Source organism: Lactobacillus sp. ESL0703, assembly GCF_029433435.1.
Taxonomy (GTDB): Bacteria; Bacillota; Bacilli; order Lactobacillales; family Lactobacillaceae; genus Lactobacillus.
Window position 1 is genome coordinate 79,035 of sequence record NZ_JAQTIB010000003.1, and the last position, 15,601, is coordinate 94,635.

General features: G+C 39.9%; 16 protein-coding genes. 2 read left to right on the top strand and 14 right to left on the bottom strand.

What is annotated here, in order from left to right:
* Positions 1 to 14: 14 nt before the first annotated feature.
* The 9 genes from PT278_RS05390 to ulaG form a co-directional block, all read right to left on the bottom strand.
* A complete protein-coding gene (locus PT278_RS05390) occupies positions 15 to 1,415 on the bottom strand; it encodes a glycoside hydrolase family 1 protein (protein ID WP_277130800.1) in 1,401 nt (466 codons plus the stop codon).
* On the bottom strand, positions 1,402 to 3,312 hold the full coding sequence (locus tag PT278_RS05395; RefSeq protein WP_277130802.1) for a beta-glucoside-specific PTS transporter subunit IIABC: 1,911 nt from the start codon (positions 3,310 to 3,312) through the stop codon (positions 1,402 to 1,404). The genes PT278_RS05390 and PT278_RS05395 overlap by 14 nt, the downstream gene beginning before the upstream one ends.
* A gap of 81 nt (positions 3,313 to 3,393) precedes the next feature.
* Positions 3,394 to 4,089 (bottom strand): L-ribulose-5-phosphate 4-epimerase, encoded by a 696-nt coding sequence (locus PT278_RS05400; RefSeq protein WP_277130804.1) that lies wholly within the window; start codon positions 4,087 to 4,089, stop codon positions 3,394 to 3,396.
* Between the two features lie 12 nt (positions 4,090 to 4,101).
* Positions 4,102 to 4,983, bottom strand: coding sequence for an L-ribulose-5-phosphate 3-epimerase (locus PT278_RS05405; RefSeq protein ID WP_277130805.1), 882 nt, complete (start codon positions 4,981 to 4,983; stop codon positions 4,102 to 4,104).
* Positions 4,984 to 5,058: 75 nt separating this feature from the next.
* Positions 5,059 to 5,697, bottom strand: coding sequence for a 3-dehydro-L-gulonate-6-phosphate decarboxylase (locus tag PT278_RS05410; RefSeq protein WP_277130807.1), 639 nt, complete (start codon positions 5,695 to 5,697; stop codon positions 5,059 to 5,061).
* An 11-nt stretch (positions 5,698 to 5,708) separates the two neighbouring features.
* Positions 5,709 to 6,014 (bottom strand): PTS sugar transporter subunit IIB, encoded by a 306-nt coding sequence (locus PT278_RS05415; protein ID WP_277130808.1) that lies wholly within the window; start codon positions 6,012 to 6,014, stop codon positions 5,709 to 5,711.
* A gap of 30 nt (positions 6,015 to 6,044) precedes the next feature.
* A complete protein-coding gene (locus PT278_RS05420; protein ID WP_277130810.1) occupies positions 6,045 to 7,541 on the bottom strand; it encodes a PTS ascorbate transporter subunit IIC in 1,497 nt (498 codons plus the stop codon).
* Positions 7,542 to 7,545: 4 nt separating this feature from the next.
* A complete protein-coding gene (locus PT278_RS05425) occupies positions 7,546 to 8,022 on the bottom strand; it encodes a PTS sugar transporter subunit IIA (RefSeq protein WP_277130811.1) in 477 nt (158 codons plus the stop codon).
* 37 nt (positions 8,023 to 8,059) lie between these two features.
* Positions 8,060 to 9,133, bottom strand: a complete 1,074-nt coding sequence (ulaG, locus tag PT278_RS05430) for an L-ascorbate 6-phosphate lactonase (protein ID WP_277130813.1) — start codon at positions 9,131 to 9,133, stop codon at positions 8,060 to 8,062.
* 204 nt (positions 9,134 to 9,337) lie between these two features.
* On the opposite strand from ulaG, the gene PT278_RS05435 reads away from it, so the two are divergent.
* Positions 9,338 to 10,099 carry a DeoR/GlpR family DNA-binding transcription regulator gene (locus PT278_RS05435; RefSeq protein ID WP_277130815.1) on the top strand — a complete coding sequence of 254 codons (762 nt, stop codon included), beginning with the start codon at positions 9,338 to 9,340 and terminating at the stop codon, positions 10,097 to 10,099.
* A gap of 65 nt (positions 10,100 to 10,164) precedes the next feature.
* Here PT278_RS05435 and PT278_RS05440 read toward each other — a convergent pair whose 3' ends face one another.
* Complete coding sequence (locus tag PT278_RS05440; RefSeq protein ID WP_277130817.1) at positions 10,165 to 10,908, bottom strand: DUF4811 domain-containing protein; 744 nt, start codon at positions 10,906 to 10,908, stop codon at positions 10,165 to 10,167.
* Positions 10,905 to 12,338 carry an MDR family MFS transporter gene (locus PT278_RS05445; RefSeq protein ID WP_277131021.1) on the bottom strand — a complete coding sequence of 478 codons (1,434 nt, stop codon included), beginning with the start codon at positions 12,336 to 12,338 and terminating at the stop codon, positions 10,905 to 10,907. The genes PT278_RS05440 and PT278_RS05445 overlap by 4 nt, the downstream gene beginning before the upstream one ends.
* A gap of 236 nt (positions 12,339 to 12,574) precedes the next feature.
* Between PT278_RS05445 and PT278_RS05450 the strand changes: the two genes are divergently transcribed.
* Entirely contained in the window at positions 12,575 to 13,015 is a 441-nt protein-coding gene (locus PT278_RS05450) for a MerR family transcriptional regulator (protein ID WP_277130819.1), read from the top strand.
* 80 nt (positions 13,016 to 13,095) lie between these two features.
* On the opposite strand, the gene PT278_RS05455 is transcribed toward PT278_RS05450, so the two are convergent.
* The 3 genes from PT278_RS05455 to PT278_RS05465 all read right to left on the bottom strand — a co-directional run bounded on the left by PT278_RS05455 (position 13,096) and on the right by PT278_RS05465 (position 15,549).
* A complete protein-coding gene (locus PT278_RS05455; protein ID WP_277130820.1) occupies positions 13,096 to 14,070 on the bottom strand; it encodes an NAD(P)-dependent oxidoreductase in 975 nt (324 codons plus the stop codon).
* Positions 14,071 to 14,090: 20 nt separating this feature from the next.
* The gene (locus PT278_RS05460; RefSeq protein WP_277130822.1) at positions 14,091 to 15,068 is read right to left on the bottom strand and encodes an amidohydrolase family protein; all 978 of its coding nucleotides are present in this window, start codon (positions 15,066 to 15,068) and stop codon (positions 14,091 to 14,093) included.
* 139 nt (positions 15,069 to 15,207) lie between these two features.
* A complete protein-coding gene (locus PT278_RS05465; RefSeq protein WP_277130824.1) occupies positions 15,208 to 15,549 on the bottom strand; it encodes a hypothetical protein in 342 nt (113 codons plus the stop codon).
* Between the last annotated feature and the right edge of the window lie 52 nt (positions 15,550 to 15,601).

Here is a 15,601-nt window from a genome sequence, read left to right on the forward strand (position 1 = left end):
GTAGTATTTTTTTATTATTCTAAGCCATTATTTTTAATTACTTTTTGATACCAGTAATAACTGTCCTTAGGTATTCTCCTCATGTCCTTTAAGTCAAAATCCGTCCGGTTAACATAAATAAACCCATACCGCTTTTTGAAACCTTGGTGGGAACTCAAGATATCCATTACTGACCACGGACAATAGCCAAACAGCTCAACACCATCCTGAATTGCATCATAGCACGCTTCAATATGGGCCTTTAGATAATCAATTCGGTATTGGTCGTGAACTTTGCCATCCTCAGTGAGTTCATCTGCCGTGCCCAGACCATTCTCAGTAATAATCATTGGCAAGCGATATTTTTCATAATATTCATTCAGAACCAGCCGCAAGCCAAGTGGATCAATTTGCGCACCATATTCGGTTGCCTGCAGATGCTCGTTCTTTTTGATTTTGAAATAACCATAAAGGTCAAAATCAATATCACTTACCCGCTGCCCAACTGGATGTTCTTGGTCAGCTGGTAAATATTCTGCCGCTAATGTTCGATAATAATTAACCGCAATAAAATCAGGATGAGCACTTGCTAAGACCGCATCATCACCACTGGCAGTTTGCGGATAAATACCCTGCTCCTGCAAAAAATGCCGGTAATAACCCGGATATTTACCAAAGCAGTACATTTCCAAAGCATAGTTAGTCTTAAAATTATCGTTCATTTTGGCGGCCCAGACATCAAGCGGTCGGTCGCTTACTGGATAAGTCATTGTCGACGAAATTGCGGGACCAATCTTGCCGCCAGCAACCAGTTGGTGACAATCATTCATGGCATAGGCACAGGCTAAGAACATGTGATAATCCATTTGGGCGCGAACCTTCTCAACCTCATCTTGGGGTACGTCGTCCATGTTCATCCGCTCATTAACCCGCACCATCAGGTTTTGCTCATTAATTACCTGCCAGTTCTTGACCCGATCGCCAAAAGCCTTAAAACAAATCTGCGCGTAACGACGAAAGGCTTTAACACAATCACTACTAGCCCAGCCATTATATTTTTTAACTAAAGCCAGCGGCAAATCAAAATGGTACAGGGTCACAAAGGGAATAATATCATTTTTAAGACACTCATCAATCACATGATTATAGAAGTCAATTCCCGCCTGATTGACAGCCCCATCGCCATCGGGAATAATTCTAGTCCACGCAAGCGAGAAGCGGTAAGCCTTCATCCCCATCTGCTTCATTAACTTAATATCTTCTTGGTAATGATGATAAAAGTCACTGGCGACCTTGGTGTCAGCTTGCTGGTCTGAATGCTTGAACGAATTATAATCCGCAATTGATTCGCCCTTGCCATCCTCATTCCAGGCACCTTCAATTTGAAAGGCAGACGACGAAGCCCCCCACCAAAAATTATCATTAAACTTCTTCATTTGTTACCTTACCCTTAAATTCCATTAGGACACTATCTTGCGTCACTTTATTTTCATCCGTCATTGTGATTTTCGCATCAGAACTAGCATTAGTAATAATTACCGGCGTTGTTAGATCATAGCCGGCCTGCTTAATCTTAGCACAATCAAAACTAACGATTGGGTCACCTTTTCTTAAGTGTGCACCAACTTCAGTGTGACTGGTAAAGTATTTACCCTTCAGTTCAACCGTATCACGGCCAATATGAATTAATAATTGTATTCCATTATCCAGCAATAAGCCGATGGCATGCATGGTTGGATATAAAACTTGCACTTCACAATCTTCAGGAGCCACAACCTCGCCGTCTGTCGGGATAATCGCCACGCCCTTGCCCATTGCACCTGATGAAAAGACTTCATCTTTAACTTGGGATAAGGCAATTACTTCTCCTGCTAGCGGCGCCGTGATTTTTTCGTCTTCAGTTGCCGTTACTGGAATCGTCGCTAATTCTTCACTATTTTGACTTGATAATTTTTCTGGTAAATCTTCAAAGCCCAAGACAACCGTCAAGATGCAGGCACCAAAGAAGGCAATCGCACATCCTAACAGGTAACAAACAAAGCCCTTCACACCGCTGCTGGCATAAACCGGAATCGTCAGAATTCCTTGATTGGCAAAGGCATTACCAAACGAGCCGCCCCAGCCCATTAAGGCACCACCTAACGCACCACTGATAACTGCATAGACCATCGGGCGTTTCAACCGTAAGTTAGTACCATAGATTGCCGGCTCAGTAATCCCAAATAGTGCAGTTACTGTTGCCGAAGCAGAAACAGTTTTCAGATTTTTATTTTTAGTTTTTAAGAAAACACCTAATGCAGCACCAGCTTGAGAAAAGTTAGCCGCACCTGCAAAGGCTAGTAAATTTTGGTGACCGGTTTTAGCAACATCATTAATCCCAATCGGAATAATTGCTCGGTGAGCACCAAAGACAACCAATACACACCAAATGCCCCCAATAAAGGCGCCCAATAAAATCGGGCTAAAGTGCATAATGTAGTAGTAAAGCCAGTTGATAAAGTTACCAAGATAAATGCCAATTGGTCCAAACAGCATTAAGGTTGCCGGTACCATGATTAACAGACAAAGTGTCGGTACCATGATAATCTTCAGGACATCTGGCATGATGCGGTCAATGAAGCGTTCCACATATGCCAAAATAAAGACGGCAATAATAATTGGAATAACTGACGAGGTATAACTTGCCTTAGTAATCTGCAAGCCGAACAGAGTAACTGTCGCCTTGCCCGTCATCAACCCAACAATTGATGGGTAACAGAGCGTCGCCGCAATTACCATTGCAATATATTCATTGGTTTTAAAAACTTTAGCAGAAGATTTGGCTAAAATAATCGGCATAAAGTAAAACAGTGCATCTGATGCCGCACTCAAAATAATGTAAGTATCGAACTTAGTAATATCCGTATGATAAACATTGGTTGCCACAATAACTGCAATTGCCAAAATCCCTTTAATCATCCCTGAAGCAGCAATTGCTGGGACAGTTGGCGTGAAGATTGCGGCAATCGTATTAATAATTTTGGTTCCTAAACCAACCTTTTCTTTTGGTTCATTGTCACCTTCGCTTGTTTCAGAAGTCGCAGTCACTTCACCAATCATTGGTTCAATTGCCTCATAGGTTTTAGCAACATTGTTGCCAAGTACAACCTGAAACTGACCATTGGCGTTTAGCACTTGAATAACGCCCTCTAAGTGACTAATTTGGTCACTGTTTGCCTTACTGTTATCCTTTAAAACGAAACGCAATCTCGTAAAACAGCGCTCCAGACTAACAATATTTTCTTTACCCCCGACATTAGTCAAAATGTTTTGAGCTAAAGCTTGGAAATCCATCTTATATATTACCTTTCCAAAAAATAATTATATTAAATTTTAACAACACACTTTAAAATAATTTAACTTTAGCTTTTTTTATTATTTTTGTCCATAATAAGCATTCGGTCCATGCTTACGATAATAGTGCTTATCAAGCAAATATTGGGGCAATTCTGAATTTTGATGCGTTAATTCTAAAGTATGAAAATCTTCTTCAGCAACAACCTCTAAAACTTTCGCGTTATACACTGCCTTTGCGGGATTTTCGCCCCAAGCAAACGGCCCATGCTGACTGACTAGAGCAGCTGGCGTTGCCTCATAATCCAAATGCCGCTCCTTAAAAGTTTTAACAATTGTTTTGCCAGTGTTGCCTTCGTAATCTTCCTCAATTTCTTCCTTAGTTAAGGCATCAGCTGCGGGAATATTAGTATAGAACGTATCTGCATGTGTGGTATTCAGTGCAGGAATGTCCATTTTGGCAGCCGCAAATGAGACTGCCCAAGGTGAATGAGTATGAACAATGCCGCCAATTTTAGGAAAATGATTATATAAATATGTATGGGTTGGCGTATCTGATGACGGATTTTTGTCGCCCTCGACAATCTCACCCTTCAAGTTAACCACTACCAGATCATCCGGTTTAAGTTCCTCATAGGGCACGCCCGACGGTTTAATCACGTATAATCCAGCTTCACGATCAATTCCAGATACATTGCCCCACGTAAAAGTTACCAAATTTAATTTTGGTAGTGACATATTTGCCTGGTAGACTTCTTCTTTTAACTGTTCAAGCATCTTATTCTCTCCTTATTCAACTGCTTCCTGCGTAATGCCAACTTGGGCGAAAATCTTATCAAAGAAGGCTTTTGCATTCTTAACTTCCTCAAGTGCATTTTCGTCGCCGTTATCGCCTGACCACATTTCGATGGTAAAGCTGCCATTGTAATCAAGACGCACTAATTCTCGCAGCAGGCCCACAAAATCGACACAGCCTTCCCCAAATGGCACATTTTTAAATTGTCCTTTGAAATTCGGCGTAACTTTTTTACTGTCTTTTAGGTGAATTGCACATATTGTGTCAATATAATTTTCAATTTCAGCTGGGACATCATTTTCCGGCCAGGCACTCAAATTACCTAAATCTGGATAAGCCTGCAGCCACGGACTTTTTGCCAATTCATGGTAATGACTAATTTTGGATAAATTATTAATAAACGGATCATCCATCGTCTCAATTGACAACATAATATTTTTCTTAGCTGCCATGTGAACACATTTAATTAAATTCTCAACGTAATATTCACGCGACAAGTCCGTCTTTTCTTCATAATAAACATCGTAACCAGCCATCTGAATATTATGAATACCCAAGTCCACACACAAGTCGACCGCCTTAGCCATCATCTCCAGTGACTTCTGCCGCACCTCAGGATCAGCAGAACCTAGCGGAAAGCGCCGGTGTCCCGACAACATCAAATTGTTAATTCTGGTATTAGTTGACCACATTAAATCGCGGAATTGTTGGCGCTCATCTCGCGTCCAATCAAGCCGTGCCAGCCGCTTGTCACTTTCATCAATTGAAAATTCTAAAAAGTTAAAGCCCAATTGATGAACTAAGTTAAAAGTCTCTTCCCAAGACAAATCCTGCGGCAAAGCCTTTTCATAAATGCCTAACGAATTTACTGTCATGCTGTTTGCTCCTTATCAAATTTAAAATAAAAGGGAAACCATGAATTAAAATTCACCAGTTTCCCTAATTATTAACTAACCCCAAATATTATTAATTTCGTCCTTGAACTGTTGGGCAACAGCACGTGGATCATCAGCTTCTCTAATTGCCCGGCCGGCAATAAAGGTATAAACAGGAACGCCCTTAAATAGCTTAAGGATTTCCGGATGAACACCACCAGTAACGGAGACTTTAAAGCCCATCTTGATTAGGTTCTTAACGTTCTCAACATCTTGTTCAGACCATTTTTGTCCAGCAAACTTGGCGTCACGACTTTGATGATAAACAACCTGGTGAATGCCATTATCAAGCCATTCCTGCATCCTATTTGGATCGTCCCAACCTTCATAAAGTTCAACCTGAACTTCAATTTCTTTTTGAGCATTACTCATTGTAGGAACAGTTGCCGCATTAATGCAGGTCATCCAATCAGCACCGGCATCCTTGCATGACTTACCACACTTAGTTCCAGCGTCAGCACACTTAACGTCTGCCAAAACAATCTTATCAGGAGCCATCGCCCGTAAATTTCTGACAGCACTCAAGCCATCGCGATAGACTAAAATCGTTCCCGCTTCAACAACATCAATTAAATCTTCAACCTTGCGCAAAACGCTAATTGCCTGAGCAGTATTGTCACTATCTAACGCAATTTGTAATTTTGGTATTGCCATTGTTATCTCCTTTAATTCTTCTTAAATTTAGTTGGAATATCAGAATCGTTAATTTTGTCTTCAACTTCTTGAGCTGAAATCACATTTTTAATTCCGATTACTTCGCCGCCGCGCTTCTTAACTTCATCAAACATTTTAATAAATGGCACAGATGTAAAGACAACATCATAGTTGCGGGCAATTCCCTTAGCTTCCGAAATTGAAGTATGGTCAGCCTGTGTAATCTGATAACCCATTTTTTCCATTGTCTTTTTAACAGTTCTCATCAACATCAAACTAGTTCCTGAACCGTTAGCACATGCAGTTAAAATTTTCATAATTCTCGTTCCTTTAACTTAAAACAAATATTATTCTTCTTTATGATTTAACTTTTTCCAAGCTGAGTAATCCTCAGTAATTAAGAAGTAACCGTCTGGATCTGCGCGATACTGTAATTGCGGAATTGCCAATAAAGCAATAATGATAATGGCAACGCCGAAGTAGCCTAAGTACTTCATGATTACCGTGAAGAATGGCCAAACAGTAGCCCAGTCGAACATGCCAAGGTAACCGCCATAACGAGCCATGCCAACCCAAGTAGCAATCAGTGCTGACCCCGCAACTTGAATCAAGCCAGAAATATACGGCATAATCATGGCATACTTGTAACCGCCGCGATCGTTAGCGTACAAACCAATCGCTGCATTATCGAAGAACAACGGGATAAAGCCGGCAATTACCAAAGTTGGTGAATGGAAAATGAGCAATAAGAAGATCATCGTAAATTGACCTAAAGCACCAAACATAAAACCAATTGTTTGTGCATTTTGCGAACCAAAGCCTAAAATTGCGGCAACATCAATCCCGGGAACTGCACCAGGCAGCCATCTATCAGAAATACCCGTAAAGGATTCCGTTAATTCGTTAACGAACGTTCTAACACCCAACTGTAAGATAGCTAGATAAACTGAGAACTGCAGTGCTGTTTGCAAAATGTAAAAGACAAAACTCTGACCCTTTTGCATAAAGTGTGCCTTAGTTAAGTAATCTGGTCCTAAGACGATTAAAATTGCACCGATAAACACCAGCATTAACAAGGAAGTTGAAACCATGTTGTCATTAAAAATTGACATAAAGCTTGGTAATTCAATATCTTCAAGGCGCTTATTTTTATTTTCCTTACCCTTTTTCATGGAATGCTTTTCAAGCATTTCCGAAATCTTAGCAAAGAAATACAGACCAAACATTTGTTGGTGGGCAACCGCAAAGCCGGCACCATCAGTTAACTCTTGCGTAATGCCAACCGTTAAGTTAGAACCTACAGCCCAGTAGAGACCTAAGATTAAACTCATAATTGCTAAAATTGAGATTCTGTTTAAATTTGGAAAACAAAATAGAATCAGCCAGAAAGCAGTGGCAGCCTGTTGAACCTGAACATTACCAGTTGTAAAGACCGCCCTTAACTTGGTGTACTTCGAAAAGCGAACCAGCAAGATGTTGATAATATAGGCAAATAATAGCAGCAGCATCGTGTCCGCAAAGGAACGGCCAAAGCGCTGCATAATTCCCGAATTAACGGCATTCTGACCAAAATAAGGGTCAATAATCATCGCACTTAAATGAAAGCGATCCTTCAAGCCGACTAAAATTGGTCTAAAAGTATTAACTAGTCCACTAGACCCAGCTGACAAGATAAAGTAGCCCACTGTCGCCTTTAAAAAGCCAGATAAGACTTCGTACCACTTTTTATGTTCCAAAATATAACCGATTAAAACAATAAAACCGATCATAAATGCAGGTTGTCCTAAAACATTAGTGGCAAAATAGCTCCAAATGGCTAGTAAAACATTCAAAACATTTTGCATTTGCTTACCTACTCTCTTCTTCAGCTAGTTCGTACTTATCAATGACCTTTTGATAATCCGCCAAGGTCTTTACCTGCCGCAAATCATCAATTAATCCATCTTCCATCAGCATATTGGACAAGTTAGCAATATTTTCCATATGCTGCTTATTATCTTTGGCGGCTAACATAAAGAACAATTGCGCATCTTTTTCTGGATCATCTTGGTCAAAAGAAATTGCTTTCGGGAAAATCGTCAGACCAATCCCCGTGCCCAAAACACCTGAACTGTCTGCTTGTGAATGAGGCATTGCCACTCCAGGTACAATTACGATATACGGACCATATTCTTTGACGTCAGCAATAACTTGGTCGATATATTTATCAGTAACAAGACCATTTGATTTCATAATTTCACCTGAAATTCTCAGCGCATCTTCCCAGTCTTTGGGCTGTTTAGCACTGATATTAATCAAATGATTTTCTAAAAAATAACGTAGCATAACTCCCTCCTATCTTATAAGCAACTAACAAGTAGGCTTATAACAATTCTGGGAACGGCAGATCTGGATCATTCTTGAATGCATCATGGAAGCCGCGATCGTACATGTATTCAAATTTATCCTTATCCTGTGGATAGTTAAATTCGCCGCCGACTTGCCAAATATATGGCTTAAACTTGTATTGCAGACGGTACTTCTTTCTGTTCCATAGAACTAAAATATCTTTTGGATCACTGTAAATATTTGACCAAATGTCATAGTGCATTGGGATAATTACCTTAGTATTCAGGGCTTCACCCATCCGCAATACTTGAGAATCATCCAGTTTATCAGTGATACCACGAGGGTTTTCACCGTAAGCACATAGAGTAACGTCAATCTTATTTTCGTTACCATGTTTAACATAAGTATTAGAATAGTGTGAGTCACCTGAGTGATACAAGTTGCCTCCTGAAGTCTCAAGCAGATAATTTACGGCTAACTTAGCCATTTCTTTTGGCTTGGTACCAGCCAATGTAACATTAGGGTCATCTTCAGTTACCAGTTCAGTTCTGTCAAAAGCTTCTAAAGCCTTAATCGTAACAGCACCAACTTTAACTTCGTCACCTGGCTTGACAACGATAATTTTTTCTTCAGGAACACCCCATGACTTCCATTCATCAGCAACTCCTTGAGGCCCGATAAATTTAGCATTAGGACAGAACTTGTTTACACAAGCTGCAGTATAAATATCCAAGTGATCGTGGTGTGTATGGGTAACACACAAGGCATCCAAATCTCTAATTGCAAAGGGATCAATCACGTATGGCTTGTTGCGCATGTTAGGCTGTAGAGCTTCGCCACCAGTCATCCGCATCATCTGGTGTCCTTTACGCATCTTGCCGTCGCCGTGTGAATGCTTACCAGTACCATTCCACATATCAATGGCAATATTCGTTCCTTCATGGGTCTTCAGCCACATCCCCATACAGCCAAGCCACCAAATTGAAAATGAGTTTTCTGGCACTTTCTTGTCGGCAATTTGCTCATTTAAGTATGTTCCCCATTCAGGGAAATTATTTTCTGCAAAAACAGCAGGTGTAACTTCATTTATATTTGTCGGTTTTGTCATCTTTTTCCTCCTAAAAGTTTATCTTGTTTGTTTTCAACACAGATTATATTGTATAATGTTATCGCTTTCAATCACATTTTATGATAATTTGTTACTTTTATGGTGTTTCATCATTACAAAAAGCAAAATGTTGTGTTTAATATCTTTTTATGATATTTTTTGATAATAAATTTTAGGAGAATAATATTAATATAGGAAAATAAAATGAAGAATTCATATCAAGAAATTAAAAATAGAAGAAAGAAAATCATTGATTTGCTTAATCATGAAAAAACCATTTCATTAGATGATCTCAGTAAAAAGCTCGGCGTCTCAATCATGACCGTTCGCCGAGACTGCAGTAATTTGGCCAACCAAGGGCAAATCGAACAGGAAAAAGGTATTATTTCTCTAGTTAAGCCAGAAGAAATTCCCTTCACAGATTCTGTCAGTTACATCAAGCAGCGAATTGGCAAGGAAGCCTCATCTCATATTGAAAAGCACAATTGGGTTTTTATTAATTCAAGTACAACCGCATTTGAAGCGATACCATATTTATTGAAAAAAGACGTTAATATTCTAACTAATAATGGTTACGCTGGAAACTTAGACATGCATGCCAGCAACAGTCAAATCATCTTGAGCGGCGGCAATGTCAGCCGCAAAATGATTATGAGCGGCGACTTGGCAGTTGAGCCCTTCTTAAAAATTTATGCCGATTGGGCCATCATTGGCTGTGCCGGAATTAGCCTAAGCCGCGGGGTTGCCACACCATTTATTGAAGAAGCCAAGGTTAACGAAGCAATTATCAAACACGCGCGCAAACTAATTGTGGTTGCCGACTATAGCAAATTCAGCCAGTTTTCTAACTTTACCATTTGTCAGGCAACCGACATCGACTTGCTAATCACTGATTCTTTTACACCCAAGAAGATTATTGATGGCTTTATTAAAGCTGGTATCCAAGTCATTCAAGTGCAGTTATAAAATTTTAGCAAACAAAAACAGCAAAAAGTACAGATCATACTTTTTGCTGTTTTAATTTACGCAATTTATTTTAAAGATTTAATAACCTTTTTAAACATTTGCTGTTGAAATTCTTGAGCGTACTGTTTAGCTAGGCTAGCTTGCTTAGCTTTATCAGTTGCCAAAGCTGGATTCTTCATCATAGCTTGCTTAACTTGCGCCATCACATATTGCTGTGCTTGCTGCTTCAGCTTTTGCTGAGCTGCTTTAGACTTCATAGCAGCCATTTTCTTTTGCATTGCCTTAACTTGGTCAGTTGATAGATAGAACCAAGTTTTTGGTAAATAGAATGTATTTGAACGTTTAACTAGTTTATTTTCTAAACCAGAAACACCAAACCATAATTTAGCTGCACTTGAATCAAAGCGCCAGCGAGTTTCTTTAACCTTTAATGTTGCTGTGTTACCTGCTACACGCTTAACGCGGTTATTAGCCGCCGTTAATTCATTAGCTTGTGTATGACTAGGCTTCTTTTGATCTAAGGTCTTTTTGTAAACGACAACCGTTTCTTTGCCATTAGTCCCAACTGGCTTATAAAGCACCATGTTCAGGCCATTTTTGGCACTTGCTGGATAAACTTGTACAGTCTTGGTTGTCGTCACCTGATGCATACCATAATGCTCATGGCTGTTCAAAGTTAAGAAGACAAGTGAACTAATTAAAATTACTGCTGAAATAATTGTCGCTGTAATTCGCCACTTAGGCGTTTTAATGAAGATATAACTGATAAAAGCCGCAAGTGCTCCAATAACTAATGTTGCTAAAATCATTTATTATCGCCGCCTTCTAAATTAATATCATGACTAGGAGTCCGTTTATCCTTTAAGAAGAATGAAAGGCATAAACCGATAACTGCAAAGACTAATGAGAACATGAATGCTGCATGGTAACCATCCAAAGTTGCAGTCAGGTACTTTTGCTTATAGCTAAAAGGTGCTGCCTTCAATAATGACTTAGCTGGTGCCTTGGCATTAGTAACATTAGTTAACAGGGTAATCATAATTGCTGAACCAATTGATGAAGCAATCTGACGAACCGTGTTGTTTGAAGCCGTTCCGTCAGCGATTAAGTCGTCAGGCAAGGCATTCATCCCTGAAGTAGTTACCGGCATGGTAATCATTGAAATACCAAACATTCTAATTGCATATAAGAAGACAATATAGATATCTGGTGTATCCAAAGTCAACCATAGAAATGGCAGTGTACCTATAATAAGTAAGGACATCCCCAAGGTAACTAAGCGTTTACCACCAATTTCATCGAATAAGCGACCAGTAATTGGACTCATTAACGTCATAACTACAGCACCGCCAAGCAAGGTCAATCCTGAGTTAAGTGCGCTCATGCCGTGAACAATTTGCAAGTATAATGGTAAGACTGATTCAACCCCTAACATCGCAATGGTTGAAATTGAAGCCATTACTGATGCTAAAGTAAATTCCTTAGTCTTAAATACCCGTAATTGTAAGAATGGTTTAGGAATTACTAATTGCCGCCAAACAAATAACGCGGTCACAATAACACCAACGACTAGGGCAATATCAACATTCTTTGCGTCCCAGCCATCATTACCTGCAGCAGAAAAGCCGTAAAGTAAACTACCAAAACCTACTGTTGATAATGTTAATGACAACCAATCAAGCTTTTGCTTGGTTGTTTTAAGTACTGGCTTCATAAAGAAGAGTGCCAATACGATAACAACAATCATTAATGGAATTAACATGCCAAACAGAACACGCCAGTTGTAATTATCAATAATCCAACCAGATAAGGTTGGTCCAATAGCTGGTGCCACCCCGACAACAATTCCCACAAGACCTAAAGCAGCCCCACGTGAATTAGCTGGGAAGATTGACAACATGATCGTCTGCAAGAGCGGCATTGAAATACCAACACCAACAGCTTGAATTAACCGTGCTGTCAAAAGTGTACCAAAGTTCTGTGCACTATAAGCTAAAATTGTACCGCCAAGGAAAATTACCATGGCACCTGTGTACAACCACTTAGTGTTAATTGTAGTTGCTAAGTAAGCTGATAAAGGAATCATGATCCCGTTAACCATCAAGAACCCAGTTGTCAGCCATTGCGCTGTAGCAGTTGAAATATTAAACGTCGACATCAATTTAGGTAATGCTGTTGAAAGTAGTGTTTGATTCAAAACCGTACAGAAGGTTCCGACTAAAAGCACAATAATCAACATTGCTCTACCAAATGAACTTGTTTTATTATCAGCAATTTTTGCCAAAACAGTTTCCCTCTTTCGTATATTTAAACAAGATGTTGTCTAATATAAAATAGTTTGTACTCAATGTCAAATATTTGATATTGAGACAAAAAAATTAACACTGATATTTTTTATGTTAAAATACTTACTAACTAGCTAATAAATTATGTTAAAAAGTTCTATAATAATACTAAGTAAATTAGGAGCAACATATGAAACAAGAGACTTATGCCGAATGGCTGAACCAAATCGTTAAACCTGATAAAATTTACCTTAGTATTCGTGATGCCGCCAGAGCAAGCGATGTCTCTGATACTCAGGTACGCTACTGGATCAAAATGGGCTACCTTAAAACTACCAAGGCAGAGAATGGCGCAATTAAACTTCCCTTCAACCAAATTGCCAAGATTAGAATGATTAAATTCTTTTTAAATGAAGGCTACACCTTACCTGCCGCCGCGAAAAAGATGACCGAATATCAAAAAAATGTCCACTCACTCCTGCACCTGTTCTTAGGCAGTATTCATGGCATTAAGCAAGAAAATGACCGGACAATTTTTGACTTAGGACCACTATCTACTAATCCTAAGCAGCACATTTATGGTATCGAAAGCCAAGAAGATATCAAATTCGTTTTAAAAGAAAAAAAATAATCTGACAATCTTAGTAATCGCCAGATTAATCAAGCCGCTAATTAGGGCGGCTTTTTTGTGTTCAAAATATTTAATTACATCTATAAATATTGTGCAACTTGATTAACCATGTTCTTGGCTTGACCGTCACGCAATAAGGAAATAATGTTTGCCGATGCTTCCTCAGCAATTGCCGTACGGGCTTCTAATGTGGCAGTCCCAGCATGCGGCGTCAACACAACATTATCCAATGCACGCAAGGCTTCCGGCACCTCGGGTTCTTCCGCAAACACATCCAGTCCCGCGCCCGCAATCGTCTTGTTCTTTAAGGCAGTGATTAAATCAGCTTGATTAATTAGCTTCCCCCGCGCCGTATTAATAATGTAAGCAGTTGGCTTCATTTCGTTAAAAACACTACTATTAAAAACTCCTTTAGTTTGCGGCGTTAGCGGCGCGTGCAAGGTAATAACATCCGCAGCTTTAATTAAAGTCGAAAAATCGGCATAGTTAACATTAAGCTTCTTCTCCTCAGCAGAGCTTAAACGGTGCCGCTTATTATAAATGACCTTCATCCCCAATAGTTGGGCAAATTGACCAACTGTACTGCCAATTCTCCCCATGCCATAGATGCCCAATGTTTTGCCAGCTAGGCTCATTCCCATATTCTGCATCTCGCCAAGATCAGGCCAATTACCCGCACGCAAATCTTGGTCATACACATGTAAACGGCGCACTGCTGCAAGCAATAACGCAATTGTCATTTCAGCCGTCGGCAGCCGGACTGCCTGCGGCGTATTCGCAACCACGATCCCTTTTGCCTGGGCATAAGCAATATCAACATGGTCAAAGCCCACACCACTGGTCGCGATAATTTTCAAATTAGAGCCGGCATCAATTAATTCACGATCGCCTTTGAGCCCCACCAAGAGTACACCATCATATTCGGGCAGCATTTGTAATACTTCCGCCCGCGAAAACTGTTTATCCTGTGGGTACGTGACATCAAATACTTCCCGTAAGTTTTTTATTCCTTGTTCTGGAGCTTTGCCAGTTACTAATACTTTTGCTTTTGTCATTAATTTTTCCCTTCTAACAACTAGTCGTTTAAGGCCGGATCATTGGCCATCTTAACAGCCGCAATCGCGGTCTTCTTAAAATAAATCTGCTCAGCGTTGTTATACATTACGTCCGCTAGTTCTTCTGGCGTAAAAATGGTCGTCTTTTCTAACCAAGTTGCTAAACTATGGTAGGAATTAAAGGTCGCTGACCAAGGTGCATCACTGCCCCAAATAATCCGCTTGGCGCCTAAGATTTTTTTAGCAAGCGTCACATCTTTTTGACAACGTAAAAATGGCTCCGCGGTTTCGCCTTCAATATCCTGAATTGCGGCAATATCAGTGTAAATATTAGGGTAAGGCTGCCACTGATTAAGTGCAGCCTGCAGGCGGTTTAAGTGGTCCGCACTTGGAAATGACAAGTGGCAAACCACAAAGTCAAGCTCTGGGTACATTCTAGCCAAGTTGGCAATTGCCTCCGGCTGATAACTAGCTTGGGTATAATCACCATAGTCCACGGTCACCACAAAGCCGGGATAATCACTAAGATAATGAAAAATCTGACCAGCACGCGAATCCGTATCCAAGCGAAACGGCGTTGTTAAGTGATACCCAGTCATGCCGCCGCCCTGACTAATCTCAAACTTCATTGCCCTAAAGCCCAATTCTTCAACATACCGCTGAACAATTTGCATGTAAAATTCGCTAAAAAGGTCGACAGAAAAGGCCCCAATGAAGCGGTCAGGATACTTTTTGACTGCTTGATAAGAATAATAATTCTGAAAGCCGTACAAACTGCCCTGCAACAAGACTGCCTTATCAATTCCATTAGCCTCCAAAACCTTTAACGCTGATTCAGCAGTAAAGGTATCGTCCCCCCAGCCATCAGGAAATAGCTTCAGCACTGCTTGATTATTATCCCAAATCGCGCGGCCATTACCTAAAGGTGTCAGACTGCCTTTGCCATTAAAGCCGGCAAGTGAGCGCACTAGATGAAAGTGTCCATCAATCTTCTTCATTATTAAACCTCCGTTGTTAATTCCTAGTTTACTACTAATAAACTAATATTTTTTAAATTAACTTTCAGCCCTGCCATCTGGCGTACTTGAACAGCATTATAAACTAAAAACCACGCCTAAATACTAGACGTGGTTTTATTTAATCAAAACAATTGATAATTTCTTGAATATCTTTATTCTTTTGCTCAGGCGTAATCTGATCGTCATTAATGATCTTAATCGCTTGTTGCACTAAAGAAAATACCTGCTCATCATTTTCATTATCGTTAACTAAATAACTGATCTTGTAATATGACTCTAGCTTTTTCGTACTATTTTCTTCTAGCGCATCCTTAATAAAGCCCTTAAAAATCAACCGTAGATTACGTGACCGCTTGTTGCGTTCCTGACGTTTTTCATAATACGGTAAAAATAATGCTACACAAACAGCTGCAATCTCAGCAAATGCTGTCACCCATTCTGATATTGAACCTAATTCCATGATTTCACCTCTACATTATTATACAAATATATTGCGGAAAAATCACAGTTTT

What these genes read in the sequence shown, in the direction of transcription:
- PT278_RS05395 (WP_277130802.1), bottom strand. Translation starts at nt 3,312, where the DNA reads ATGGATTTCCAAGCTTTAGCTCAAAACATTTTGACTAATGTCGGGGGT.
- PT278_RS05455 (WP_277130820.1), bottom strand. Translation starts at nt 14,070, where the DNA reads ATGACAAAAGCAAAAGTATTAGTAACTGGCAAAGCTCCAGAACAAGGA.
- PT278_RS05390 (WP_277130800.1), bottom strand. Translation starts at nt 1,415, where the DNA reads ATGAAGAAGTTTAATGATAATTTTTGGTGGGGGGCTTCGTCGTCTGCC.
- PT278_RS05410 (WP_277130807.1), bottom strand. Translation starts at nt 5,697, where the DNA reads ATGGCAATACCAAAATTACAAATTGCGTTAGATAGTGACAATACTGCT.
- PT278_RS05465 (WP_277130824.1), bottom strand. Translation starts at nt 15,549, where the DNA reads ATGGAATTAGGTTCAATATCAGAATGGGTGACAGCATTTGCTGAGATT.
- PT278_RS05445 (WP_277131021.1), bottom strand. Translation starts at nt 12,338, where the DNA reads ATGTTGATTATTGTGCTTTTAGTCGGAACCTTCTGTACGGTTTTGAAT.
- PT278_RS05405 (WP_277130805.1), bottom strand. Translation starts at nt 4,983, where the DNA reads ATGACAGTAAATTCGTTAGGCATTTATGAAAAGGCTTTGCCGCAGGAT.
- PT278_RS05460 (WP_277130822.1), bottom strand. Translation starts at nt 15,068, where the DNA reads ATGAAGAAGATTGATGGACACTTTCATCTAGTGCGCTCACTTGCCGGC.
- PT278_RS05415 (WP_277130808.1), bottom strand. Translation starts at nt 6,014, where the DNA reads ATGAAAATTTTAACTGCATGTGCTAACGGTTCAGGAACTAGTTTGATG.
- PT278_RS05450 (WP_277130819.1), top strand. Translation starts at nt 12,575, where the DNA reads ATGAAACAAGAGACTTATGCCGAATGGCTGAACCAAATCGTTAAACCT.
- PT278_RS05435 (WP_277130815.1), top strand. Translation starts at nt 9,338, where the DNA reads ATGAAGAATTCATATCAAGAAATTAAAAATAGAAGAAAGAAAATCATT.
- PT278_RS05440 (WP_277130817.1), bottom strand. Translation starts at nt 10,908, where the DNA reads ATGATTTTAGCAACATTAGTTATTGGAGCACTTGCGGCTTTTATCAGT.
- ulaG (WP_277130813.1), bottom strand. Translation starts at nt 9,133, where the DNA reads ATGACAAAACCGACAAATATAAATGAAGTTACACCTGCTGTTTTTGCA.
- PT278_RS05425 (WP_277130811.1), bottom strand. Translation starts at nt 8,022, where the DNA reads ATGCTACGTTATTTTTTAGAAAATCATTTGATTAATATCAGTGCTAAA.
- PT278_RS05400 (WP_277130804.1), bottom strand. Translation starts at nt 4,089, where the DNA reads ATGCTTGAACAGTTAAAAGAAGAAGTCTACCAGGCAAATATGTCACTA.
- PT278_RS05420 (WP_277130810.1), bottom strand. Translation starts at nt 7,541, where the DNA reads ATGCAAAATGTTTTGAATGTTTTACTAGCCATTTGGAGCTATTTTGCC.